The sequence below is a fragment of the Neobacillus niacini genome, from assembly GCF_036961885.1.
Taxonomy (GTDB): domain Bacteria; phylum Bacillota; class Bacilli; order Bacillales; family Cytobacillaceae; genus Neobacillus; species Neobacillus niacini_H.
On the sequence record NZ_JBALNQ010000021.1, the window covers coordinates 118412 to 141985 of the forward strand.

The window sequence follows — 23574 nt, forward strand, 5'->3', positions numbered from 1 at the left end:
CCTTCTATAGAAAAATATCTCACTCTGTAAAACCCAAATTATAGTAATTTGTTAAAATATCCGCTGCCCCAAATACAACTGAAAGTTCTACCTGCTTGTCCTCAGCCTCAATGATTCTCCACTTATTACTCATATATCTTAGTAAATGGGTAAAGGCCTTTCGTAACGGGTTTGAACCTCCTACAATCATCCAATCGATATGGTCCGTATTTTCCATTGATTGAGAAAGAGCCTGAAGATCATTATAGATAACAGATCCAGCAAAATAATTGGCCCGTTGATTTTCATCAAGCTCTGCAAATAAATCCAGTAGGCGAATATGATAAAAAGTCCTTGTTAGACCATATTGTTTCGCCGCTTCATAACCATATTCAAGCATTTTCTGATCAATGTTTCCAATAAGGCATGAATCCAAGGAATCCGAAAGAATGGTCTCCTTCTGGATAGCCTGCAGGGTTTCCCCTCCTAATGTCGATAAACAATTCAACAAATCCTTATTTTCATCCACAGCCACAAATTTTGTATGAGAGCCGGGGAGAACAATCACTCCCTTACCTTTCACATCAAACTGTTTCAACAAACCAAAGGACTCTACTTCCTCCCCGCGCATAACATCAAACTGGTTAATAGCGGAAGTCACATCCTTATCATTATTCATTGATTGAACTGTGTTTTTCATCCCTGGAATAAATACACAAGGGATTTGGAGAAATTCTTCAAGTTTTGTCACTTTTGCATACTTTGCAAAGTCAGCCATTCCTGCAGGGCTAGGGATATGAGGGACTTCATAAATCCCTAAATTGGAAGTAATCATCCCCGATGCAGCCATATATTCAATATCAGTGGGTATTAATTGATTTTTAGTTAATAATCTTTCCAGTCCCTGTTTTAATTGGGCTTTTAGGTTGGTATTGCTGCCTGATATGGCTGTGTCCCTTACACCAATTCGTATTTTTTCGGTATCAAGGACTTTGCATGATGTTTGGTCGTATAGCCTTAGTCTAGAATTGGTTGTACCAGAATCAATCAGGATTACCTTCACATTCAACACCGCTTTTCTCATCAATTCAATTTGGTGATGGAACTTGACTGACAATTTCTACGAAGCTAGCTGCCCGTCTTTCAATTTCTGTAAAATCACCTTGTTGTACTAGTTTTTCATCCACAAGCGAACTGCCAATTCCTAAGCAATGCGCTCCTGCCTGTAAAAATAAACCTGCATTCTCTAAGGTGATTCCCCCGACAGCCATTGCTTCTACAAAGGGCAACGGTCCCTTTAAGTCAGTCAAATACTTGGGACCAAGCTGTCGAATCGGGAAGATTTTGACCATTTTCGCTCCGTATTCATATGCCGTTAACACCTCAGTCGGAGTCATAACTCCTGGGATAATCGGCACATGATAACGGTTGGCGATTTCAATGGTCTCCTTTTTCAAGGTTGGGGTAAGGAGAAAGCCTGCCCCAGACATAATCGCCAGTCTAGCAGTCTCTGAATCTAATACAGTCCCTGCCCCAATCAGCAGCTCTGGATACTTCTCTTTCATCCGTTCAATACCACTAAGAGCACCAGGGGTATTCATCGTGATTTCAACCGCACGAATACCTCCCTGAAAAAGGCTTCTAACTGTATTTTCTAATCCCTCTAACGAGTGACTACGGATAATTGCTACCAGTTTTGCTTTTCTTATTTCCTCTAATGGCGAGGTGCTCATTTGACTTCATCTCCTATTAGACTAGTAAATTAACCTTTGACACTGCCTCCCGTTAGCCCAGCAATAATATACTTTTGGCAAAAGAGCGCCAAAATAAGAACCGGTGCTGTAATAATCACAGAAGCGGCCATCAAACCACCCCAGTTTATCTCGGAATAGGAGATAAAATTAAAGATAGCGATCGGTAAGGTCTTCGTATTGTCGCCTGCTAGAATCAATGAAAACATAAAGTTATTCCATGAAAAAATAAACGCCAAGATCGATGATGTCACAATTCCAGGTCCCGAGATAGGAAGCATCACTCGAACAAATGCACTAGGGATAGAACAGCCATCAACACGGGCAGATTCCTCAAGTTCATGAGGCAGTCCTTCAAAAAAAGGAATCATAACCCAAATAATAAACGGCATCGTCACAAGCATATGACTGAGAATTAGGGATGTATAGGTATCGATTAATTGCAACTTCGAGAAAATAATAAACCAAGGAATAAGGAAAGAGATACCAGGAACAATTCTGGCAACTAGTATTAAAAGTCCAAGACCCTCCTGCTTGTATCTTGCAATGGAATAAGCAGCCGGCAGCCCCAGAATTAGGCCAAATATCGTCGCTCCTATACCAACAATAAAACTGTTCCAAATAAATGAAAGAAATGAATACTCATTAAAAACGCTTAAATAATTACTGAAATTAGCGGTAATTTCAAATAGTTTAGATGTATCTAGTATCTGTACTTGCGTTTTAAATGACGCAAGGATCATCCATAGGAAAGGTAGTAAAAACAAAAACAGGGATAAGTAGACACCAACATGAGTTACGATGGATCTAACGGTTATGGATTTTTTTCTACTCATAGATTAACCCCCGCTCTCTTCCGTAAAAGGATTGTGAAAATGCTGATGCTAAGGACAATAATGAAGAAAATCATTAGCAAGGCTGATGCCTGGCCAATTTTAAAGTATTGAAATCCTAAAACGTATCCATAAATATTAATGGTCTGGGATGATGTTCCCGGTCCACCCTGGGTTGTAGCATATATAATATCGAACGTTTTCAATGCATCAATCATCCTTAGCAAGATGGCCGAATAAAGGGTCGGCTTCAATAAAGGAAGGGTGATTTTTGTAAAGGATTGCCACGTACTTGCTCCATCAATCATCGCGGCTTCATAAGGATCCTTTGGAAGCGAAACGAGACCTGCCAATACAATTAAAGCAATCATTGGTGTCCATTCCCAGATGTCAATAAATATTAACGATGGCATAACGAGACTCTGAGATGTTAACCATTCCTGACCTGGAATCCCTAATTTTTCTAAAAAGACATTGGCGATCCCGATATTAGGTTCATAAATTAAAACCCAGATTAAACCTACCGCAACAGGAGTTGCCACCATTGGCAATAGAAAAAGTGTTTTTACCAACCCTTTGCCGACAATATTTTGGTTCATCAGAATGGCAAGTCCTACACCAAATACCGTTTCAAGGGTTACGGCAACAATGGTAAAGTAAAACATTAGTTTTAACGATTTTATAAAAAGTTCATCTTGAAATAATTCGAGATAATTTTGAAAAGCCACCCATAGCGGTGGGGTAATATTCGACATACTCCATTCATGAAAACTTAGCCAAAATGTATATCCTACAGGCGCGACCATCATTAGTGCTACAAAGATCACAGCAGGCATGGTAAAAACCCACTTAATGTTGCGATCAATCCAATTTGTCATACTTCTCCTCCTCTAACAAATGATAATGGCCTTTAAAATAAACGGACTCCCGAGAGCATCCAGAAGTCAACCCCAGATTGCTACCGAAAGCCGTTTGAAATAGGTTATATCCGTTTTTTATTTACTCTGAGTCAATAATCTTTTGGAATTCTCCATCTGCTTTTTCTGCAGCTGCTTTAATGTCTTTCCCTTCAATTCCTGCTAAGATGACATCTCCAATGACGTCGCGAGCAGCACCTACGTTAATAAGAACTGGACGATCGTAAGGAACTGCCTCAGCTTCACCATTTACTCCAATGGCTGCAGCCAAATCTTTCGGGAATTTTGCTGTTCCTTCAGCGGATTCCCAGACAGAAATACGTGCACCAGGATTACCTTCAGCTTGAAGCTTTAGAACCATTTCTTTACTTTCAGCCCATTTAATAAATTCCCATGCAGCATCTTTCTTTTCGGAATTAGCTCCGATACCAAGTGCCCACGAAGTGATATTATAAGGCTTTGACCCTTTCGGACCTGCAGGGAATGGAGCGAACCCAACTTTATCTGCTACCTGTGATTTAGAAGGATCAGTTGCATTGGTAAATAAGGATGAAGCATCCGTATAGAACACCGCTTGCCCTTGAGTGAACACGGCCATCGCTTCTGGCCAGCTCATGTTTAACGTACCTTTAGGACCGTATTTATTGAGCATGTTTCCGTAGTAATTAAACGCTTCAATCGCTTCAGGCGATGTAATCGTTGACTTGCCATCCTTCATGAAATCGCCGCCAAAAGCATACAGGTAGCTAGAGAACTGAGTAACTGCTGCAGCACGCTTTCCACGAGAAACAAACCCGGCAACTCCATTTGGATCATGTAATTTCTTTGCCGCTGCTTCAAGTTCTTCAAGTGTTTTTGGAACTTCAATCCCAGCCTTCTCTAATAGATCCTTACGGTAGTATAAAACCTGGGTTTCTGTTACGAGAGGCAATCCGTAAAACTTATCTCCATCCTTAACACTTCCAAGAGATGATGGAATGAAGTCATCAGTGTAACCCTTCTCTTTGCCGACGTAACTGCTCATATCGGCAAAGTATCCGCTCTTGTTGTACATCTTTCCATCTTGAAGTGGACGGAACATTACGACGTCAATACCCTTTGAGTTAGAAGCAAACTCAACAGATGTTTTTTGTGTTAGTTGATCCTCAAAGTAGCTATCAATTTTTACCTTGATTCCTGTTTCTTTCTCGAATGCAGCTAAGTCATTTTTAATAGACTCTGTCCATGGATGGTTTGCTGCCACCACACGAATCTCCTGGACCTTTTTCTCCGTTTTATCTGCTGGTTTAGAATCAGATGCTTTATCTGTCCCACCGCTGCAGCCCACGAGCGCAGCACTAATCCCTACAGCTAATGCAAGATAACCAGCTGCCTTCTTAAAACCTACGAAACTATTTTTCATAATCTTCCCCCTCTTTTTAATAGCAAAATAATTGTAAAAAGTGATAGCGGTTTCATTATATGGCAAAAAAATTTATTGCAAATTCTAATGCAGCAAAGGATTTAAGCGCTATCAAAATATTTAAATGGTAGTGACACCATATAATGACTAAAAAAATTATTCGTTATTATGAAGCTATTAATTTAGGTTATCTATATCCAATACTGCCTGATATTTCCCTAGCGGTCTCGAGCAGCTTCTTAACGATCCTATCCTTGTGCTTTAGCATTCGTTCTTTCGGACCTGCTACACTGATCGCAGCCTGAATGGTTTGGTCAACCCCATAAACAGGTGCAGCAAGACAATAAAGTCCTTCTTCATTTTCTTCATCATCAATAGAGTAACCCTGTTCAGCGAACGATTCTAACTGCTTCAAAAGGGTTTCCTTTTTCGTAATAGTCTTATCCGTGATAGGCTCAAGTCTTAACTTGCGTAAAATTTCGCTTGTCCTGTTTTCCGGAAGAAAGGTTAAAAATGCCTTACCCAAACCAGTACAGTAGAGAGGTTTGCTTTTTCCCGGCTCCGCAGTCGTACGTATAGAACGATTACTATTTATTTTTGCTATATACGCCAGTTCTGATTGATCTAAAATGGCCATAAATACAGTTTCCTGAACCTCATCCATTAATTCTTTTAGAAAAGGCAGCCCTTGCGTATAAAGATCTAGTGAATCCTTAGCGGCACCACCAAGCTGGATTAATTTAGGTCCAAGCTTATATTTTCTAAAATGATCAGCGATTAGGTAGCTGTTTGTATATAGCGTCTCAATCAAACCAGAGGTACTGCTTTGCGGAAAGGAAAGTATACTGCTAATCTCCTTTATGGTTAACCCCTCTGGATGTTGGGCAAGTAAATCAAAAACCTTCAAAACACGTTCAGCTGATTTTACCGACATATTTCCACCCTCCTTAAATCACATATGTGATATAACATCATATATATGATTTAACAAACTAAGCATACTATACCTCTTAGATTCTTGCAATAACTAATTTCACAATTTCGACAATTACTGCAGAAAGGCTGTGTTTGATTTAGGCTCTACATAAAAAAGTTTACATACTCTCTTGGGGAGGTTCTTTATCGAAGGGGATTCGATGATTCTGGTTCATTCAAAGAATGCACAAAATGTCTTCGGATGGATAATGTAAACTCTGCAATAAAATATAGCATTACCGCTGGCCAAATCCATGCCCACAAAAATTCGGCTGCTTTATAAACTGACTCAATGGCGGGATGAGCCCATTTTAAACAGGCTAAGGATAACAGAATCCAACAAAGTGAAAATGGTAAGCAAATATGTCCATGTACTTGTAAGGGCATATCTGAATAATCCCACCATTGACGTTGAAAAAGCTTTTGCAGGAAAACTCCGCTTACATACTCAATAAAGGTAGGAATAAAAAAGCATAGCAAAAGAACAACTCCCCAATTTGTTTCCGGACCTATTAAATAAACCAAGAGCACAGGGGCAAAACCATACATAGGCTTAAAGGGTCCAAGAAAAAAATTCGGTTTAAAAAACTTCCGTTTTGTAACATAACTATAGCTATTTTCTAATAACCAGCCAATCATTGAATAGATAGTGAAATAAAAAATAACAGTTGAAAAGCCTTCAAAGTTGATATTTGTTGGAGCGTAAAAATCTAGAAAGCTAATCATATGGCTAATACCGCCTTTCTTGGGTTTGAAATTTCCATTTTAGGGTTTGCACCCACGCTACCAAATATACCAAAATTGCAAAACTTCAAGTGTTAATGTACAAATAAATAAAGGTTGGTTTCGTAAAGAATGTTGTTAAAATCTTAAAGCCGATTTTAACGTGGAATTTGGTATTTTGTGTTTTAGAATTTAGTTTGCTAGCTCTTTTCTTATTAAATATATTCTATATTCTGCAGAAACTTAGAATAATCATTAAATTTTGTTCTAATTAGCAACAAAGTTTAAGAAAAGAGCCTAAAGAAAAGCCAAAGGAGCTCATCCTTTGGCTTGATCTTTATCCTATTCTTTCATCAAACTTTCTATCGTCCTGTACAAACAGAATGCCCAACTCATAATGATCACCTTCATACAAAGCTCGTTGAACGAAACGGATTTCACCATTTGTATCTAAAACTTCCAGCTTACAATGGGCACGATTTTTTTGTAGAGCTTCATAAAATACTTGCTCACCCCGTACAGTAACACCATTGACCTTTGATACTAATTCACCCACCTGAAATCCCATTTTATCGGCAGGTGATTCAGGGATAATCCCAATAATCATTAAGCCATTATTTTTCTTTGAGAAGTAAAAAGGTAAATTATCATCCTTCAGACGTAGCAGTAAGGAGATCATTTCACGTCCGATGATCGCTAAGGCTACAACCCCAATTGAAATAATTGGAAACCAATAACCGATAGCTGCGAGTATCAATGACAAACTTCCAAGTGCGATCACTCTCCGACCATGTACCTGTAGCGACTGCTTTGGCAGCATTCCTTGAATTTGCTGGTGAAATCCAACAGCAAACGGGACAAGAATAAGGGAGTAGGACTCCGCTCCGATCGGAAAGACTGGCCACCAGTCAACCGGTAATGTTAACACATCTCCAGGGATAAGCAAAAACAGCGGAACCATCCAAAATCGTTTCACTTCATGGACCCCGACATTTTGCCCGCGCCTGCTTTTTACTAACTTGGGGGATGATCCTTTACTAGCATTTTTAAGAATAAGGATTCCTTCTGCTATTAATAAAAGTGCCAACAGAATGACCAAGGAAGGATAGACCTTTTCATCAATTGCCTGAAATGCCTCTTTAAAAATTGGAATGTTTAGGTTATATTCCGCTATGAGTATCGTTCCAAAAAATGCAGCTCCAATTGTGTAAACTGGGGACATTAATCGAATATTCGTGGTTAAGCTCCATAATAATGTAAAAGCAGCGATAAGGAGGATTGCTGCAAATGGAACGGTCAAACCAGTCGTAACAATTATTATAGAAAGCACTAGACCCAAAATGACTCCTAGTGGAAACAACTGTCTAAGTTCAAAATATGCATCAAATGTCCTTGTATTGAAATTTTTCCGCTCCCGTTTCACTCGTAAAACTCCCAATATCCCTGATAAGAAAATGAGATAGTAAAAAACAGGCTGAAGAAAAAGTTTCCCTGTCCCTTTTAACAGCTCAAAAAGCCATACTTGCACCAATCCTGCCACCTGCCTCTATCATAAGTTCTACTATTCTAGCTCCTAAAGATTATTTTACCAAACTGAAAGAATAAAGCCTATTGCTAGTTTCTTTTAAAAACAAAAAAATGTCGAATTCTAAACAAGAATGTATCACTACTTCCTATGTTCAGCGAAATTCGTCAATATTTCCATGGAAATTATCGACATGCCCCTTGCATTCTATAGTTTTTTGTCGCAAACAAAAAACAGAGGCAATGCCCCTGTTTAGTTTATTTTACAATTAGTCTCAAAGCCGTTTGCAACTGAATGTCATTTTTCTCTTTTTTCATTTCTTTACTTGCTTCTTCTTCCAGCTTTGCGGCTGTCTTCACATCAATTCTTCCTGTTGCCTGCAGATTGCTGTTTTTCTGGAAGGCTTTGACTGCTACTGTTGTTTCCACACTAAAATAACCATCTGTTCTGCCCGGAGCAAACCCTAAACCTGCCAATATTTCTTGTGCACTTTTCACCTGCTCATTATTCATATCTTCCACAAGCGGTTCATCTATTTGCAGTGGATGTGTATTAAAAATCGCCGGCTGCTTAGCTTCTACATCCGGTTTTATCCCTTTCTTGTGAATCCAGTTCCCATCAGGTGTGAGCCATTTAAATAAAGTCAATTTGATATTACTGCCGTCTCCCATTGGAACAGCTTGCTGTACCGTTCCTTTGCCAAAAGTCGTTTCTCCGACCAACGGATACCCAGCTGCTTCTTTTAATGCTCCTGCAAGTATTTCTGATGCTGACGCACTGCCTTTATTTATTAGGACTGTTACGGGATAATCCTTTTTCTCTGTTAGGTTTGAGAAGTGTCGTTCCTTGTCCCCATTTCGTTGCTCAATTTGGATAAGCGGCTTATCCTTTGTAACAAATTCTTTTAAAATATCCTCTACGCTTACAAGCAGCCCGCCCGGGTTTCCACGAACATCTATGATTAATCCTTCAATATCCTTCTTCTCTAGCGAACGTAACTCCGCTTTAAAATCGGAAGCTGTCTCTTTTGAAAATGAAGTAATTTCAATATATCCAATCTTTTTCCCATCTTGATTTTTCACAGATGCATGTATGGTCTCGAGTGGAATCTCATCACGAGTCACTTCTATGGTGATGGGATCCTTTAGCCCTTTTCGAGAGATGTCTAATTTAACCTTTGATCCCTTTTTACCACGAATTTTCAGAGTGGCTTTATTGAGGTCAAGCCCCTCAACACTTTTCCCATCCACTTTTAAAATCTCATCATTTGGCTTTAAGCCCGCTTTTTCAGCAGGAGAATTTTTAAATGGAGAAATAATGACGATTTTTCCATCAACCATCCCCACTTCTGCACCAATGCCTTCAAAAGATGAGTCTAACGCTTGGCTAAATTGCTGAGCGGTTTCCTTATTCATATAAACAGAATAGGGATCCTCTAAAACAGTGAGCATTCCCTGAATCGCACCCTCAATGAGTGTCTCACTATCGATCTTTTCAACATATCGGCTCTGAATTAACTCATATGCCTGACTGACTTTTAGTAGGTCTTCAGTATCCGTTTGATCCGCAGCAACTTGTTCCTCTTTGGTTAAGGTTTGTTCAAGGGCTGAGATCCCTTCTGTTTGTCCAAACCATTGCATTCCTGCATATGTGCCCCCTGCTCCCGTTAGAAGCGAACCAACTACCATCAGGGCAATCCATTTACTTTTCATCCTGTCCCCCCTCATGTGCAGCAGCGATTGACTGTCCTAATCACAACTTCCTGCTCGTTTATTAACTAATATGTAAGAGAGGGACGAGTTATGCTAAATGAGCCCTTTCATCGAAAAAAAAGGAAGAAGCGCGGCTTCTCCCTTTTGCAAATTATGGCATTGGAACAATTCCAACTGGATTGATTGCGTTACTCTTGCTTCCATTCCATCCGCCTCTATGAAGTTCAAAGTGTAAATGTTTACCAGATGAATCACCGGTATTACCCATAATGCCAATTGCTTGGCCTTTTGATACAACCGCTCCAGAACTAACATAGCGAGTTTCCATATGCGCAGATACAGTTGTATACGTTTGACCATTGACAGAGTGAGCAATAAATACGACATTGCCGTAGCTGCTAGAATAATAGGATTGGATCACAACACCATCAGCAGCGGCCAAAATTGGTACTCCTGCTGCCCGATTGGCAATATCAACACCAAAATGCATTGTACCTCCACGAGCTCCAAATCCAGATGTAAACCTTCCATTCGCAGGTTGGGTAAATGCCCCGCTAGAAACTGGCGGCGCAGTTACTGTTGTACCGCCACTTGAACCGGCGGTATTATTTGCAGCGGCTGCCGCGGCTGCTGCTGCTGCCGCTGCTTCGGCGGCTAACCTCGCTTCTTCTTGGCGTTTCTGTTCAAGCGCGATTGCTTGTTGAAGGGCTGCTGCTTGGGCTGCAAGGATTTGAGATTCTTCTTGAAGCTCCATTTTATGCTCATGAATCTCTTCTTCTTGTTGTTTAAGGGAAGCTAATAATTGATCCTTTTCAGCTCTTTGCGCATTTAATTGCTTATTCATTTTTTCTAAATCCGCTAACATGGTTTGGACGCTCGCAAGCTCTTCTTCAACCTTGATTTGATTTTCCTCTAGACTCTTTTTATCAGCCTCATGCTGCTTTAATATATCTTGGTCTGCTGCCATAATCGTTGCCACTGCACTAGCCCGGTCAATAAAATCACTGAAGTTTCTTGAACCCATTAACACATCAAGATAGCTAACCATTCCACCTGTTACTTGATAATTTCGGGCACGCTCCTTCAAAAGCTCATTACGCTTTAGAATTCTATCTTTGGTAATTTTAATCTCTTCTTCTAATCTAGTGATTTCTGCTTTCGTTTCCTCCAGCTTGGCCGTTTTTTCACCAATTTTTTTGTGAGTATCATCGATTGAAAAATCAAGGCGTGTCATTTCTTCCTTTACACCTGACTGTTGTTCTTTTAAACTATTAATCTTTTGATCTGCATCATTAATATCAGATGATATTTCTGATTTTTCTTTTTGAATTTGATTTTGCTGATTCTTTAAACTTGAAATAGATTCAGCTTCAACGATTCCCCCAAAAATACTGCTTAATCCGACCGTTCCTGCAATTGCTAGTGTGAATACTGTTTTTTTCACAAACGTTTTCTCCTTCCCCACTTTTACTTATGTACGGGTAAATCGTTATTTATTTCATCATCATAAGCAGGAAGGGCTCACTTTCAATGCCCTTCCTGTAAAAATTAAACTTTCAAGAACTTCCTTACAGACATCATGCTTCCCCAAACTCCAATCAATCCGCCCATTAGAATCAAAACTCCGGATACCTGATAAATAAACGGATCATATGGAAGAATTTGAATAAAGTTGCCAACTAGTTTTGGTGCAAGATAATCATAAGCATTGTAGTAAGCAATCGAAATGAGGATAATTGGCAAGATAGCTCCAAGGATACCAAGCCATAACCCTTCTAAGAAGAATGGCCACTTAATAAAGCTATTTGTTGCTCCTACCAACCTCATAATTTTTATTTCTCTTCGTCTAGCAATGATCGTAATCTTAATGGTATTAGATATTAAGAAGACTGCTGTGAAAAATAAACCTGCAATTAGAACAATACCAACGTTACGACTTGCTTCTATAAAATTAAATAATTTTTCAACTGTTCCCTTACCATAGACAGCCTTTGTGACATACTCTAGTTTTGCAATATCCTTTGCTGCTCTCATGGTTTCTTTCGGGTTTTTCGTTTTTACGATAAATACATCGCTAAGCGGATTGTCTTGTTCAAAAAGTTTAAATGCTTGTCCATCTTCACCCATGCTCTGAATTAAATCTTGAAGCTCCTGCTCTTTGGGTGAATATTTCACACTTTGTACTTCTGAAATCTTTTCAATCTCACCTTTTAATTTTTGCTGGTCTTCTTGATTCGCAGCAACGTCGATGTGAACGCGAATTTGGACGTCCTCTTCTATGGTTTGTGCCACTTTATTGAGATTCATCATAATAACGAAAAAGACACCAACTAGAATGAGCGTTACCGTAACGGCACTTACAGATGCGAACGTCATCCATCCATTTCTTCCAATACTCTTAAAGCTTTCACGCACATGACGTCCAAGAGTTCTAATTTTCATAACCGTAATCACCTCTTTGTTCATCACGGGCTATTTTTCCAGATTCAATCGCAATAACACGATGTTTAATGGTGTTAACGATTTCTCTGTTATGTGTAGCCATTACAATCGTAGTTCCTCGATTATTAATTTCTTCGAAGATTTTCATGATTTCCCATGATGTCTCCGGGTCAAGGTTTCCTGTAGGCTCATCCGCAATCACTATTTTTGGAGAATTTACAATCGAACGCGCAATGGAGACACGTTGTTGCTCTCCTCCGGATAACTCTGTTGGAAGCATTCTTGCTTTATGCTTAAGGTTAACGAGATCAAGAACTTCCATCACGCGCTTCTTAATAAACTTAGGCTGAGCCTCAATAACCTCTAGCGCAAAGGCTACATTTTCATAAACGGTTTTCATTGGCAATAGTTTAAAGTCCTGAAAGACAACACCAAGATTCCGTCTAAAAATGGGTACCTTCTTATTCTTTAGTTTAGCAAGGTTTACGCCATTCATTGTAATGGTCCCTGAGGTTGGTGCCTCCTCACGATACATCATTTTAATGAACGTCGATTTCCCTGCACCACTTGGACCAACCACATAAACAAACTCACCCTGATTAATTCGTACATCAATTCCATTTATCGCAGTAACCCCATTTGGGTATTTTTTAAATACATCTTGCATTTCTATCATTTTTAGATCACCTTTATAAGTTAGTTTCGAACAATTGTTTCGACAATAACCTTTTATTTTCTTGCATAAAAACAAAATCCTAGACAAAAAATGCAGGATTTCGCACAAATTCATTATAACACTCAATACATGTAAAAAAAGCGGTAAAATTATTACAGTTTCTTTTCAAAACCTACATAACTTATTATTTTCACCCAATATTATTCGACAAAAGTTAACACTATCTTAATAAACCACCATAGATTCACAAAAAAATAAAAAACGTCCTGTAGAAATCACAGAACGTTAACATTTATTACTTTTTAGTTGCTAGCCAATCTGCAACCTTATCAAGGTCATCGCCTTCGATTAGGCCACCAGGCATTCCGCCGTTCGTACCATCTTTAATAATTGCGGCAATATCCTCTTTAGATTTACTTGCACCTACAGCAGTAAGGTCAGGTCCCATACCGCCCTTTAAGTCCCCGCCGTGACAGCTTGAACATTTTTGTGAGTAAATTTTTTCAGCATCCCCAGCTTGTGCTGTGTCGCCACCCTCGTCATTCCCGCCGCCGCAAGCAGCTAGAACCAAAACAAGAGCTGTACCTAACAACATTCTAAGTAGATTTTTCTTCATATTCATTCCCCCTAAGAAAAAATTTCCATACGAAGTTATTATACCCAGTATTACGCTCTTTTGAAACCTTCTCCTAACACTTCGGAAGCGTCCATAACAACGACAAATGCAGAAGGATCAAGACTTTTGACTAATTGTTTCAATTTTGTGAACTCCCGTTGATCCACTACACACATGAGCACAGGCCTCTCATTGTCAGTAAATCCTCCATATGCAGATAGTTTTGTCACTCCACGATCAATTTTATTAAGAATTCCCTCACGAACTTCTTCTTGCTTGTTTGTGATAATCATCGCTGTCTTTGACCTGCCAAAACCAACCTGGACGATATCAATTGTTTTACTTGTCACATATAGGGCAATGAGCGCATACAATCCGCGTTCAATATCAAAGACAAGTGCTGCTGCAATGACGATCAATCCATCTATCAGGACGACGCTTGTCCCCAAGGTAAGCCCCGTGTACTTTGTAATAATCTGAGCAGCCAAGTCTGTCCCGCCTGTTGAAGCATTTCCTCTAAATACAATTCCTAAGCCAAGTCCAACTCCGATTCCCCCGAACAAAGCTCCAAGCAGGGCATCATTCGTCCATGGCTCTATATTTTTTGTTAAAAAAACGATAAACGGTAAAAATAGTGTTCCCACTAGCGTTTTTAGGCCAAACTGTTTTCCTAGTAAAATTACTCCAGCTATAAACAACGGAATATTAAAAGCCCATTGGACATAAGCAGGTTCCCATCCAAGCACGTTTAGTAAGATTGTACTGATTCCGCTGACGCCTCCAGAAGCAATTTGATTGGGCAGGAGAAATACATTGAATGCCAGCGCGATAATAGCCGATCCAATCAAGACGTTTATATATTCTAATGAATTTTTAAATTTAGGTGCTGCTTGTTTATTTCTTCTCTTCATCGGACGATTCCCCTCTAAATTTCCATTTCACTATAATGTTTCTTTTTTTATCGAAGTGAGTATAGCATGGCAATTATTCGATGTAAATGGCACTAAAGTGAAGCATTAAAGGGTTAAATTTATGATAGTATTTGTTAATAAAATACTTTTCATGTGGAATTCTAAGGATAGTATTTCTTTCCTAAAAAACGGTAGAATTTTCGAATAGAGGAGGTGATAAGTATAGAGCAGCAGTTAATAAAAATGATGGAGCAAATGAATAATCAGTTTGAGAAAATGGACAATCGCTTTGAAGCAATTGATAAAAAGTTTGATGTTATTGATAAGCGGTTTGATCAAATGGATACACGGTTTGACGCAATGGACAATAGATTAGCTGCAATGGATACACGGTTTGATAAAGTAGAGTCTAAAATTGAATTTCTTCAAGAAACAGTTGAAAATAATGCTATCGAATTCAGAAGTCACTTTAGGCACATAGAAGAGAAACTCGACAATCATGATAGAATGTTTGTTATGGTTTCAGATGAACTGAATGGTAAAAGGTAGAATAAAATTAAATTCTCCTATCTTCCCCATAATTCTCCCACCTAGATCGGTAAACTAAATCCCAAAAGTAAAGCCTTTGCCGACTTATTGGCAAAGGCTTTTATTAAGGCTCTTTTCTTAAACTTTTTTGCTTTTAGGAGCAAAAATAAATATGTGCTGTGCTTTCGCAAAAAACTGCATAATTTATAAGAAAAGAGCTTGCAAACTATATTCACAGGCGCAAAAAAACTATTGCCACGTTAAAATCGGCTTTAAGATTTTAACAACAATTCTTACGAAAACAGCCTATTAATATTATGAAATTCTTGAGCGCAGGAAAACGGGTGGAATACGTAGGAACGGATTTGACTTCACTATTCGACCTCCTATCACTGATCCGTAGTCTAATTCTTTATTAAACTCCTTCGCCTTCAAACTCACCTTGGTGGCAAAATTCACAATATACATCTGATGGGGCCTTCGGTTTCCCCGCAACCGGCTTTTTATTATCATGACAGACAAAACAGCTTTTTCTTTCTTCCGACGTGCCTGAATTATGACGATGCTTATCATATAACCATGAATAACGATCCTTGTGATTATTAGGCATAGTAGCATGACACACGTAACAAAAATAATTGCTGCTTGTTGATCTCGTCACTGAATATTCATCTTTATTATTTGATACAGGTTGATCTATTTTAGATAATAAGATTCTAATATCCTGTCGTTCCAATTTTTTGACCCATAACGAGTTTTTGTGGCAATTAAGACACTCTTCTAGCTTTTTTACTGCATTCTGACCATGATTAATAGACCAGTCCGTATTCTCATGGTTTTCAGGAACTTTGATTTGCTGGTGGCACGTCTTGCATTCCATCGAAAGCTTTACATCTGTTTGCTGCTGGCCAAGTGCTTCGAGGATTGTTTTTTGGGTATTCTCAGGCAAATTTCTCTCTAGGACACCTGCTTCCATCTCTGGAGAAGACTTAATAACGGCAGTTACTTCCGCAGCTTCTTCTTGTTCCTTAGAATGTTTATTTTCGGGTAGGACATAGTCTGTATCCTTCCAAGGCTCTTTTCCTTGATTCACTTTATCGTGACAATCAATACAGGTCCCCATATTTGGCTTTTCATATTCTTTACCCATTAATTTTTTGGCGTTTTCATTTGTCCAAGCATCATAGGTAGAAGAGCCGTTAATACCCCTTTCAACTATTTTAGCGTGGGCCACTCCGCTGTGGCAGTTGATACAGGAGATCCCTTTTTCTACATGCTCGTTGTGATTAACAATTATATCACCTGTTGCAGTGACTAAACGGTTTCTCGAGTGGCATTGTTCACAGCTTTCATTTGTTACAGCGACTGTTTGTACAATCGGGTCTGGCGGCCCCACGATATGATAGTATACTTCTTTAAGAGATTCTACTTTATGTACAACTAAGTTTTTTGCACCCGGTTCAATATGGCACTGTGTACATTTTATTTCATTATGGGCACTAGCCTGAAAGGTAACATGTTCTGGTGCCATCTCGTGACAATTCGCGCAGAATGATGGTGTCGAGGTGTAGCTGATGGCTCCATATAATAAACCAATCATGCCAATAAAGCAGACGATAAAAACATCCAGCAGCCGCCACCTTTTTACAAATTTCCTGTTTGTTCTCTCACTCCCGTTGCCTTCACGAGAATGATCAGTTTCTTGGTCAGATTCTTGTTTGTTATTTTTCCATAATTTCATACTTATCACCTTCTTACATTCCTATCTTACCAAAAATTAATTACTCGAGGTAGGTATTTCCAGTAATTATTGGTAAAATTACAGGTCTAAAGTCGGTTAATAAGATAGTAACATTAACCTAGTTTTGATGGTGTAAATGTTATTTTAAGATACTTTTATCCAATGGAATACCTGGAAAATAAAAAAACTTGCCTTTACAGCAAGTTTCTCTAAATGATTATGAAATTCTAGAACGAAGGTAAGCGTCTATAAACTGATCGATATCTCCGTCCATTACTGCCTGCAAGTTTCCACTTTCAGCACCCGTCCGATGATCTTTTACCATGGAATAAGGATGGAATACATAGGAGCGGATCTGACTTCCCCAGCCGATTTCCTTTTGTTCCCCGCGAATTTCTAGCAATTCTTTCTCTTGCTGCTCAATTTCACGTTGATATAGCTTCGCTTTCAACATCTTCATTGCTGCATCACGGTTCTTAATTTGTGACCGCTCATTCTGACAAGTAACGACAACACCTGTTGGCAAGTGAGTAATCCTTACGGCCGAGTCCGTTGTATTAATATGCTGACCCCCAGCCCCACTGGCGCGATACGTATCTATTTTCAAATCCTCGGTCCGAATATCAATTTGAATTTCTTCATTAAATTCTGGCATCACTTCACAGGAGACGAAGGAAGTATGACGGCGGCCAGAAGAGTCAAACGGTGAAATTCTCACCAAACGGTGTACACCTTTTTCTGCCTTTAAATACCCATAGGCATTATGACCTCTAATCCCCAAGGTTACACTTTTGATCCCCGCTTCATCACCTGGAAGGTAATCAAGAGTTTCTACCTTAAAACCCTTCTTTTCTGCCCAACGTGTATACATTCGCAAAAGCATCGAGCCCCAATCCTGTGACTCCGTTCCGCCCGCGCCTGGATGCAGCTCTAGGATGGCATTATGTTTATCGTATTCTTCGCTTAATAACAGCTGAAGCTCAAATTCATTCAATCTAGCTGTCAGTTTGATTAGCTCTTCCTCAAGTTCAGTCTGTAATTCATCATCACTTTCTTCTTTGACAAGCTCATAGCTTATTTCTAGATTCTCAAATGTTTCGAACAAATCATTAAATTCATTTACCTGATCTTTCAGTGCATTGGCTTCACTAATGACAATTTGAGCCTTGTCTTGGTCATTCCAAAAATCAGGATAAAGCATTTGATCATCGAGCGCAGCTATTCGTGCTTCCTTATTTTCAAGGTCAAAGAGACCCCCTAAAGTCCGCTAAACGTTTAGCTGTTTTCTCAAGTTCGTTTCGAATTTCTGCTAATTCCATTTCCTTCACCTCTATAAAAATTACGTCTGTTTGTAGCTTATGTCTTGGTCGTTCATTTGTTCCTTATCCATTATAGCCTGTATGTAGGGGGAATATCAAAAATGAATATATAATAAGAATGTCTCAAGGATTCAAACCTTTAGTCTTGTGGATAACTTCACTTATCAACAGCGGATTTTTTAATTTTTTTTAGAATGGCTGTGGATATGTAAAGCTATCTACAGATTTTTCGGAAATATCCAAAAAATCTATCCACATATCAACATATTAACAGTACTTATTAACACTTTTAAAAGTTTGCTAAAAAAAAACGAGAGGAACTCCTCTCGTCTTAGGGTAATTACATAATACTACATACATCAAGTTCTTTTCACTTTTTTCTTTTAAATAGCTTCCTCCGCCGTAATCCAAATAATTTTTTGACATCAATATTTTGATATAAAATTATTAAGAATTCACAACTAACTTCTGAATTAATATGGTAATTTTCCAGGTGAATGAGCAGCTTCGATAAATGTCTTCGATTCTCCACCATGACAAGTAGAACACCTTACATCTTTATCCTCAATTGGTCGGTGACCAACTATGTCCACATCTCCATTTATTTCTTTAAATTCTGCTTCTCTTCCATAAATTTCAACAGATTTGTTATGACACTTCAGACAAAAGTCGCGCTCTTCTGATGGTAGCCAATTACCTTCAGTTTTATTAAAGGTATCATCAGTTTTCATATTACCGAATTGTTCTCTCAGCAATTTAATATTGTTTGACCCATGTGTATCATGACACTCTGCACAAGGGATAGGACCATTTAATTTACTTCCGTCAATATTTGTTTGTTTACCCTCAGGAATTGTAAAATAATGTCCTGAGTTTGTTTGTAAGTAATATTTTTCTATATTTTTATTTTTGTCCGTGCTATGACACCGTAAACACAGTGAATAATCATTTATCGTTTGAGAGTTAGGATCTGTAATTTTAGTCGATTTTGCCCCTGCTGTAGTTACGGACTTATTATATGAAAAAACTTCATAAACAACATCAGGATACTTATCTCGGTCATAAATTGTGTCATCCTCATGACATGTAATACAAGATGTTTCTAAGCTATCTACTATGAGAGTTTCCAATCCTTTTTCCGGATGAGCTTCCTTATGCTTATAAACATAATGGTCTTTTAGCAGATTTTGATTTTCTTCTGACCAACCCGAATGAGGGTTGTGACATGATGTACACGATTCTGCTTGTTTCAATTCATTTGTTCCTGATTCAGTGTATTCAGCTGGATTATTATGATGATACTTTTTATCAATTTGGTCAATTATCGGGGCATTCATTGTCCCATCATGACATGCCATACAATAGTTTGAAGATGGATCTGCTTGCAGCTCCTCCTTGAATTTATCCTTGTAGGAATTACCAGCTAAAGTATTAGGAGAACCTTCATGTGTACTATGACAAGCAGCGCACATATTTGTTTTCGCAATATAATGACCATGTGGATTATCAGATTCAGACATATTACTCATCGTTGTAAATTTAAATGTTTTCGCATACAAAGGGTTGTTCGCATCATCCACAAGCAATGAATCGATGTAGACTTTATATGTTGTATTTATTTTCCAATCTAAAGGATTATTGCTAGGTGTAAAAATAATATCATACTTATACTTTCCATCTTGGATTCCTAGGTCAATAATTTCAGGAGTACCATCTAACTGTTTCGTTCCTAACACTACATTAATAGGGTTATAAGGATCAGTAGGTGCGTTTATTTTATTTACCAATTGAATCATTGGCTGATCGTCAGCAACAGTTATTTTTATTTTTGCATCTAGAGGCACTCTAGTAAAATCCTCTCCAGTAAGGGTCCTGTTATCAGGGAGGATAATCCCTGTATCAGTTACAAATGGTCTTGTAGTGTTTATAGTAAACGTAACATTTTGATTAGCTACCATCGTAACCTCAGAAGGTGGATTTTCTTTAATTTCAATGGACAGATTATGGATTCCTTCTGATAAGGTTGTTGAAAAAGTCCAAGTTTTTTCTGTCCCGTTTTCGACAATTTTCCATTCCTCTGCACTTGTGATGGAGTCTGAGAGTACGATCTCATTCTCGTAGGCTGTAAAAAGAAGTCCCTCCTTAGTAACATTGTCATCCGTGTATGTTCCAGTTAGGACTACTTTTGTTGTATTAAGCACTCCATTAGGGGTAGGGGGTTCAATTGATATAGTAGGTTTATCTCCAATAGCCGAAAATACATTAGTAGACGGAAAAGAGAAAATCGAGGCACCTACTATAAGTATTATTAAGAAACTATAAAAGATTTGCTGAAATTTCATGACATTTTTCTTCATCAGTTCTCAACTCATTTTCTGTTAATTTATGTTTAGTTATTATGCTAAAGTTATTTTCTACAGGGTTTATATGTATATTATAACAGTGAATACAAAGAAAAAATGGGGCAAAAATGAAGAGATTTTTTGACAGATTTGTGACTATGTGGAATAATAAAAACAAGGTAACAATATAACTATTGCTACCTTGTTTACTAATATAATAAAATCAATTTTCTTTTAAGCTAACAAGTAGTGGCGCTATTTGTTGGCTTTTTTATGGTTTATAAACACCTGGTTGTAATGCATTGTAATTACTCCAAGTTGTTTCGTCACTTGCGATTGAACCATCATGACATCCGAAACATACAGCCATACCAGTGTAACGCTTAAGTGCAGATGATGGGTTTGGATCTTTCAAGTAATCTGTAGCAGCAACTTTAGCAGCATTTGCATCACCAGCATATTTAGCAGGATCAAATGGTGCTCCAACAGCTGTTAATTCTGTAAGACCTCTATCTACAGAGTCCTTCATGATTGTTGCATCAGTACCGTGTGCATAGTGACAGCGTACGCAAGTCAATCTGTCTGTATCTGTTTGGTGACGGTGAGCATCTGTAAATACGCCTGTATCAGCATTTGCATAAGTTGCAGATAGATAGTCAGTGTGACAAGAAGCACAGAATTTACTCATTTGTACTCCACTGTCTTTTACATAAGTCGGTGCAGCACTATCAAAATAATCATAGTTGTTTGTAACTTTATCAACAGCAGAACCAATTAAGAATGAAGCTCCATCAATGCTTGCTGCGGTTGTGTCACCATTCTTGCTATATGCGAAGCCATCTTTCCAAACATAAACGAAGTCTGCAGTTGCAGGTTTTTCAGTACTACCTACTTTTAATGCAGTATAAATTGGGTTATTACGGTCACCATTATAACGAATCCAAAGTGAAGAGTCTGAAATATATTTCTTACCTTTATAATCCCATTTGTAAGTTGAAATCACTACAGAATCTGCAGGAACCCCAGCTTTCTTAAAGAATACGTTATCATCAGCTGATTTAGTATCATCTACTTGAGTTGCTACTACTGTTTCTCTTACAAGGATGTAATCCCCAACGTTTGAAGATGGAAGGGAAGCTTTTTCATAGATGCTACGGTCTTTAAAACTCATACCGCCATTTGTGTTACCGTTTTTATTAACAGCATCAGCACCAGTAATGATGTTTTCAGTCTTAATCCAACCAGCAGGGTCAGCTTTCAATAAACGAGTGCTATCAGATCCGTGTGGATTGTGACAGCTTGCACATGTAAATTCTTCTGCCCATTTTCCTTCTTCATTATGATTTCCACCTGGGGCAGCTTTAACATCAACAGTTCCATCTGATAAGTGAACTGACATATTACCATCATGAGATCCGCCGAATGTACCAGCGTTTGTTGGGCTGCTAAATACTGAATTGGCTCCCATTGTACCGTCATGACAGGCAGCACAAGTGCTATATGTTCCATCTCTGAATAATAGATAGTGGTCTTCACCAGTATGTGTTTGGTGACAGCTTGCACATGAGTTTGTGTTATTTTGGTAAGATCCGTGCATTTTTTGGCCAGATCTTTTTTTGCTTAATCCTTCAAAACCAGTTTCGTTCGCGTTGATCATATTAGTACTATGGTCAACTTCTGAAGTGTCAATAATTGCATTATTGCTTTCTGCTACAAGTAGATCAGAACTTGCAACAACAACAGTTGGGTCAGCAGCCTTATAAACTAATTCAGCAGTGTATCTTGCTCCAACTGTTAAAGCTTCAGTAGTATAGCTAAATGTTTGAGGATCTGCGTCAACTGCAGTTGTAAAGTCTTGCGCAGTTCCAATTACAGCATTATTCGCATCTCTTACTGTCACAGTAAAAACTGTACCAGCTTTATCAGTAGATAGAGCTTTAAATGTCACAGTATAAGTGTTGTCTGCATTTTGAGTAGCCGCAAAATTAAATGGGCTTTTTGCAAATGCAGCATTGCTTAGCATTCCCACTAAAATTAATGCTAACAGTAGTGAGAAGCTTAGTTTAATCTTACTCATTTCTAAAAACCTCCCTGTTTTTCTCTCTCTTTTTCTCTCTCTAAAACCATACTTCTACGAACTTATAATCCTTAAATCTAGTTTTGAGCATCACCTCCTTTAAGAATTTAGTAGACTTAAAAGTAAACGGCAACTCGTTGGTTAAATGTATCTGTAATATAAAGCTGACTTTTTTCATCAATAAATAGGCCATTTGGAAGGAAGAATTGATCATTTTCTGAGCCTAGTCCACCAAATTGATAGACTTGTTCACCTTTTTTATCAAAACCATAAACAAAGTGAGTCATATTATCGATCATATAAAGTGTTCCTTTGGAATCTACAGCCAATCCTCTTGGATTAACAAACTTTGATTCACCTTTTGCATCTTTGTTACCATTAATGACACGTACGAATTTTCCCTTTTCATCATAGACAACAACCCTTAGATTACCTGAATCTGAAACATATATATTTTTGTCCTTGTCAATGGTAATCGCGTTGGGAGCATTAAACACATCTTCTTGGCTAGAGGCGGAAGAAATTTCAAGTAATTTCTTACCGTCCAGATTAAATACGATGACTTTTTTACTTTCGATATCTGTAACATATAGTTTGTTATCAAAAATCCTTAACCCAGCAGGACTTGTAATTGCTGGTGTAGTACTATCTTTTTCCTCGAAATATTTAATAAACTTTCCTTTTTTCGAGAAAATAGATATCTTTCCATTATATAAATCTGCTACATAAACATTTCCGTCCTTGTCACCTGTAATACCATAAGGGAACTTAAATTCCCCTTCACCTTCACCCTCTTTACCAAACTTAAATATCGAGGTACCACTGCTATCAAAGACCTGGACTTGCTTATTGTTAGTATCCGTTACATACACGTATTCACCAATTTTCGAGACATCCATTGGTTTATCTAACGGAGATTTGAAATCCCCCTGTATAAAGTAACTAAAATTAGGCGCACCGCCTTTAACATTATTAGCAGCTTTATCAACTTCTTGACCTAGATTTAAGAAATAGATTGCAGCAAACAAGACAACGCTCAATCCAACAATTGTGCCCATCCATATATAAGCGGTTCTTCTTTTCAATGAGTTCAACTCCTTACATT

General features: G+C 38.3%; 20 protein-coding genes. 1 reads left to right on the forward strand and 19 read right to left on the reverse strand.

All coding sequences use genetic code 11. The annotated features are described in order from the left end of the window. Positions 1-19: 19 nt before the first annotated feature. From V7124_RS10110 to V7124_RS10175, 14 genes are all read right to left on the reverse strand, one after another. Positions 20-1096 carry a 2-dehydro-3-deoxygalactonokinase gene (locus V7124_RS10110; protein ID WP_335488672.1) on the reverse strand — a complete coding sequence of 359 codons (1077 nt, stop codon included), beginning with the start codon at positions 1094-1096 and terminating at the stop codon, positions 20-22. Next, the gene (locus V7124_RS10115; RefSeq protein WP_335488675.1) at positions 1068-1712 is read right to left on the reverse strand and encodes a bifunctional 4-hydroxy-2-oxoglutarate aldolase/2-dehydro-3-deoxy-phosphogluconate aldolase; all 645 of its coding nucleotides are present in this window, start codon (positions 1710-1712) and stop codon (positions 1068-1070) included. The genes V7124_RS10110 and V7124_RS10115 overlap by 29 nt, the downstream gene beginning before the upstream one ends. Positions 1713-1741: 29 nt before the next feature. Continuing rightward, positions 1742-2566, reverse strand: coding sequence for a carbohydrate ABC transporter permease (locus V7124_RS10120; protein ID WP_335413190.1), 825 nt, complete (start codon positions 2564-2566; stop codon positions 1742-1744). Further along, positions 2563-3441: a carbohydrate ABC transporter permease gene (locus tag V7124_RS10125; RefSeq protein WP_335413192.1), complete on the reverse strand. Its 879-nt coding sequence runs from the start codon at positions 3439-3441 to the stop codon at positions 2563-2565. Before V7124_RS10125 ends, V7124_RS10120 begins: the two co-directional genes overlap by 4 nt. Before the next feature lie 121 nt (positions 3442-3562). After that, positions 3563-4882: an ABC transporter substrate-binding protein gene (locus V7124_RS10130; RefSeq protein WP_335488678.1), complete on the reverse strand. Its 1320-nt coding sequence runs from the start codon at positions 4880-4882 to the stop codon at positions 3563-3565. A gap of 187 nt (positions 4883-5069) precedes the next feature. Continuing rightward, positions 5070-5816: an IclR family transcriptional regulator gene (locus V7124_RS10135; RefSeq protein WP_335488681.1), complete on the reverse strand. Its 747-nt coding sequence runs from the start codon at positions 5814-5816 to the stop codon at positions 5070-5072. Between the two features lie 185 nt (positions 5817-6001). Beyond that, positions 6002-6583: a putative ABC transporter permease gene (locus V7124_RS10140; protein WP_335488684.1), complete on the reverse strand. Its 582-nt coding sequence runs from the start codon at positions 6581-6583 to the stop codon at positions 6002-6004. 334 nt (positions 6584-6917) lie between these two features. After that, the gene (locus tag V7124_RS10145) at positions 6918-8111 is read right to left on the reverse strand and encodes a PDZ domain-containing protein (RefSeq protein WP_335488686.1); all 1194 of its coding nucleotides are present in this window, start codon (positions 8109-8111) and stop codon (positions 6918-6920) included. A gap of 251 nt (positions 8112-8362) precedes the next feature. Then, positions 8363-9817, reverse strand: a complete 1455-nt coding sequence (locus V7124_RS10150; RefSeq protein ID WP_335488689.1) for a S41 family peptidase — start codon at positions 9815-9817, stop codon at positions 8363-8365. A 151-nt stretch (positions 9818-9968) separates the two neighbouring features. Further along, the gene (locus V7124_RS10155; protein WP_335488692.1) at positions 9969-11261 is read right to left on the reverse strand and encodes a murein hydrolase activator EnvC family protein; all 1293 of its coding nucleotides are present in this window, start codon (positions 11259-11261) and stop codon (positions 9969-9971) included. A gap of 104 nt (positions 11262-11365) precedes the next feature. After that, positions 11366-12259: a permease-like cell division protein FtsX gene (gene ftsX, locus V7124_RS10160; protein ID WP_335488695.1), complete on the reverse strand. Its 894-nt coding sequence runs from the start codon at positions 12257-12259 to the stop codon at positions 11366-11368. After that, positions 12249-12935 carry a cell division ATP-binding protein FtsE gene (gene ftsE, locus V7124_RS10165; RefSeq protein WP_335488698.1) on the reverse strand — a complete coding sequence of 229 codons (687 nt, stop codon included), beginning with the start codon at positions 12933-12935 and terminating at the stop codon, positions 12249-12251. The genes ftsX and ftsE overlap by 11 nt, the downstream gene beginning before the upstream one ends. A 295-nt stretch (positions 12936-13230) precedes the next feature. Beyond that, entirely contained in the window at positions 13231-13551 is a 321-nt protein-coding gene (cccB, locus tag V7124_RS10170; RefSeq protein WP_335488701.1) for a cytochrome c551, read from the reverse strand. A 50-nt stretch (positions 13552-13601) separates the two neighbouring features. Continuing rightward, complete coding sequence (locus V7124_RS10175; RefSeq protein ID WP_335488704.1) at positions 13602-14462, reverse strand: YitT family protein; 861 nt, start codon at positions 14460-14462, stop codon at positions 13602-13604. Positions 14463-14708: 246 nt separating this feature from the next. Between V7124_RS10175 and V7124_RS10180 the strand changes: the two genes are divergently transcribed. Further along, the gene (locus V7124_RS10180; protein ID WP_335488706.1) at positions 14709-15011 is read left to right on the forward strand and encodes a hypothetical protein; all 303 of its coding nucleotides are present in this window, start codon (positions 14709-14711) and stop codon (positions 15009-15011) included. A 394-nt stretch (positions 15012-15405) separates the two neighbouring features. Here the strand turns inward: V7124_RS10180 and V7124_RS10185 are convergent, their stop codons facing one another. The 5 genes from V7124_RS10185 to V7124_RS10205 form a co-directional block, all read right to left on the reverse strand. After that, positions 15406-16731 (reverse strand): cytochrome c3 family protein, encoded by a 1326-nt coding sequence (locus V7124_RS10185; protein ID WP_335488708.1) that lies wholly within the window; start codon positions 16729-16731, stop codon positions 15406-15408. A 217-nt stretch (positions 16732-16948) separates the two neighbouring features. After that, a protein-coding gene (gene prfB / locus V7124_RS10190; protein WP_335488711.1) for a peptide chain release factor 2 occupies positions 16949-18050 on the reverse strand; the annotation gives its coding sequence in 2 pieces (ribosomal slippage) (positions 16949-17977 and positions 17979-18050; 1101 coding nt in all). 473 nt (positions 18051-18523) lie between these two features. Continuing rightward, positions 18524-20407, reverse strand: coding sequence for a multiheme c-type cytochrome (locus V7124_RS10195; protein WP_335488714.1), 1884 nt, complete (start codon positions 20405-20407; stop codon positions 18524-18526). Between the two features lie 256 nt (positions 20408-20663). After that, positions 20664-22469: a cytochrome c3 family protein gene (locus V7124_RS10200; RefSeq protein WP_335488717.1), complete on the reverse strand. Its 1806-nt coding sequence runs from the start codon at positions 22467-22469 to the stop codon at positions 20664-20666. 116 nt (positions 22470-22585) lie between these two features. Then, on the reverse strand, positions 22586-23554 hold the full coding sequence (locus tag V7124_RS10205) for a 6-bladed beta-propeller (protein WP_335488720.1): 969 nt from the start codon (positions 23552-23554) through the stop codon (positions 22586-22588). Between the last annotated feature and the right edge of the window lie 20 nt (positions 23555-23574).

Bases quoted from the DNA above. Each gene is read 5' to 3' on its own strand.
- V7124_RS10125 (WP_335413192.1), bottom strand. From the start codon at position 3,441: ATGACAAATTGGATTGATCGCAACATTAAGTGGGTTTTTACCATGCCT.
- V7124_RS10120 (WP_335413190.1), bottom strand. From the start codon at position 2,566: ATGAGTAGAAAAAAATCCATAACCGTTAGATCCATCGTAACTCATGTT.
- cccB (WP_335488701.1), bottom strand. From the start codon at position 13,551: ATGAAGAAAAATCTACTTAGAATGTTGTTAGGTACAGCTCTTGTTTTG.
- V7124_RS10180 (WP_335488706.1), top strand. From the start codon at position 14,709: ATGGAGCAAATGAATAATCAGTTTGAGAAAATGGACAATCGCTTTGAA.
- V7124_RS10185 (WP_335488708.1), bottom strand. From the start codon at position 16,731: ATGAAATTATGGAAAAATAACAAACAAGAATCTGACCAAGAAACTGAT.
- ftsX (WP_335488695.1), bottom strand. From the start codon at position 12,259: ATGAAAATTAGAACTCTTGGACGTCATGTGCGTGAAAGCTTTAAGAGT.
- V7124_RS10150 (WP_335488689.1), bottom strand. From the start codon at position 9,817: ATGAAAAGTAAATGGATTGCCCTGATGGTAGTTGGTTCGCTTCTAACG.
- V7124_RS10140 (WP_335488684.1), bottom strand. From the start codon at position 6,583: ATGATTAGCTTTCTAGATTTTTACGCTCCAACAAATATCAACTTTGAA.
- V7124_RS10135 (WP_335488681.1), bottom strand. From the start codon at position 5,816: ATGTCGGTAAAATCAGCTGAACGTGTTTTGAAGGTTTTTGATTTACTT.
- ftsE (WP_335488698.1), bottom strand. From the start codon at position 12,935: ATGATAGAAATGCAAGATGTATTTAAAAAATACCCAAATGGGGTTACT.
- V7124_RS10130 (WP_335488678.1), bottom strand. From the start codon at position 4,882: ATGAAAAATAGTTTCGTAGGTTTTAAGAAGGCAGCTGGTTATCTTGCA.
- V7124_RS10200 (WP_335488717.1), bottom strand. From the start codon at position 22,469: ATGAGTAAGATTAAACTAAGCTTCTCACTACTGTTAGCATTAATTTTA.
- V7124_RS10175 (WP_335488704.1), bottom strand. From the start codon at position 14,462: ATGAAGAGAAGAAATAAACAAGCAGCACCTAAATTTAAAAATTCATTA.
- V7124_RS10195 (WP_335488714.1), bottom strand. From the start codon at position 20,407: ATGAAGAAAAATGTCATGAAATTTCAGCAAATCTTTTATAGTTTCTTA.
- V7124_RS10115 (WP_335488675.1), bottom strand. From the start codon at position 1,712: ATGAGCACCTCGCCATTAGAGGAAATAAGAAAAGCAAAACTGGTAGCA.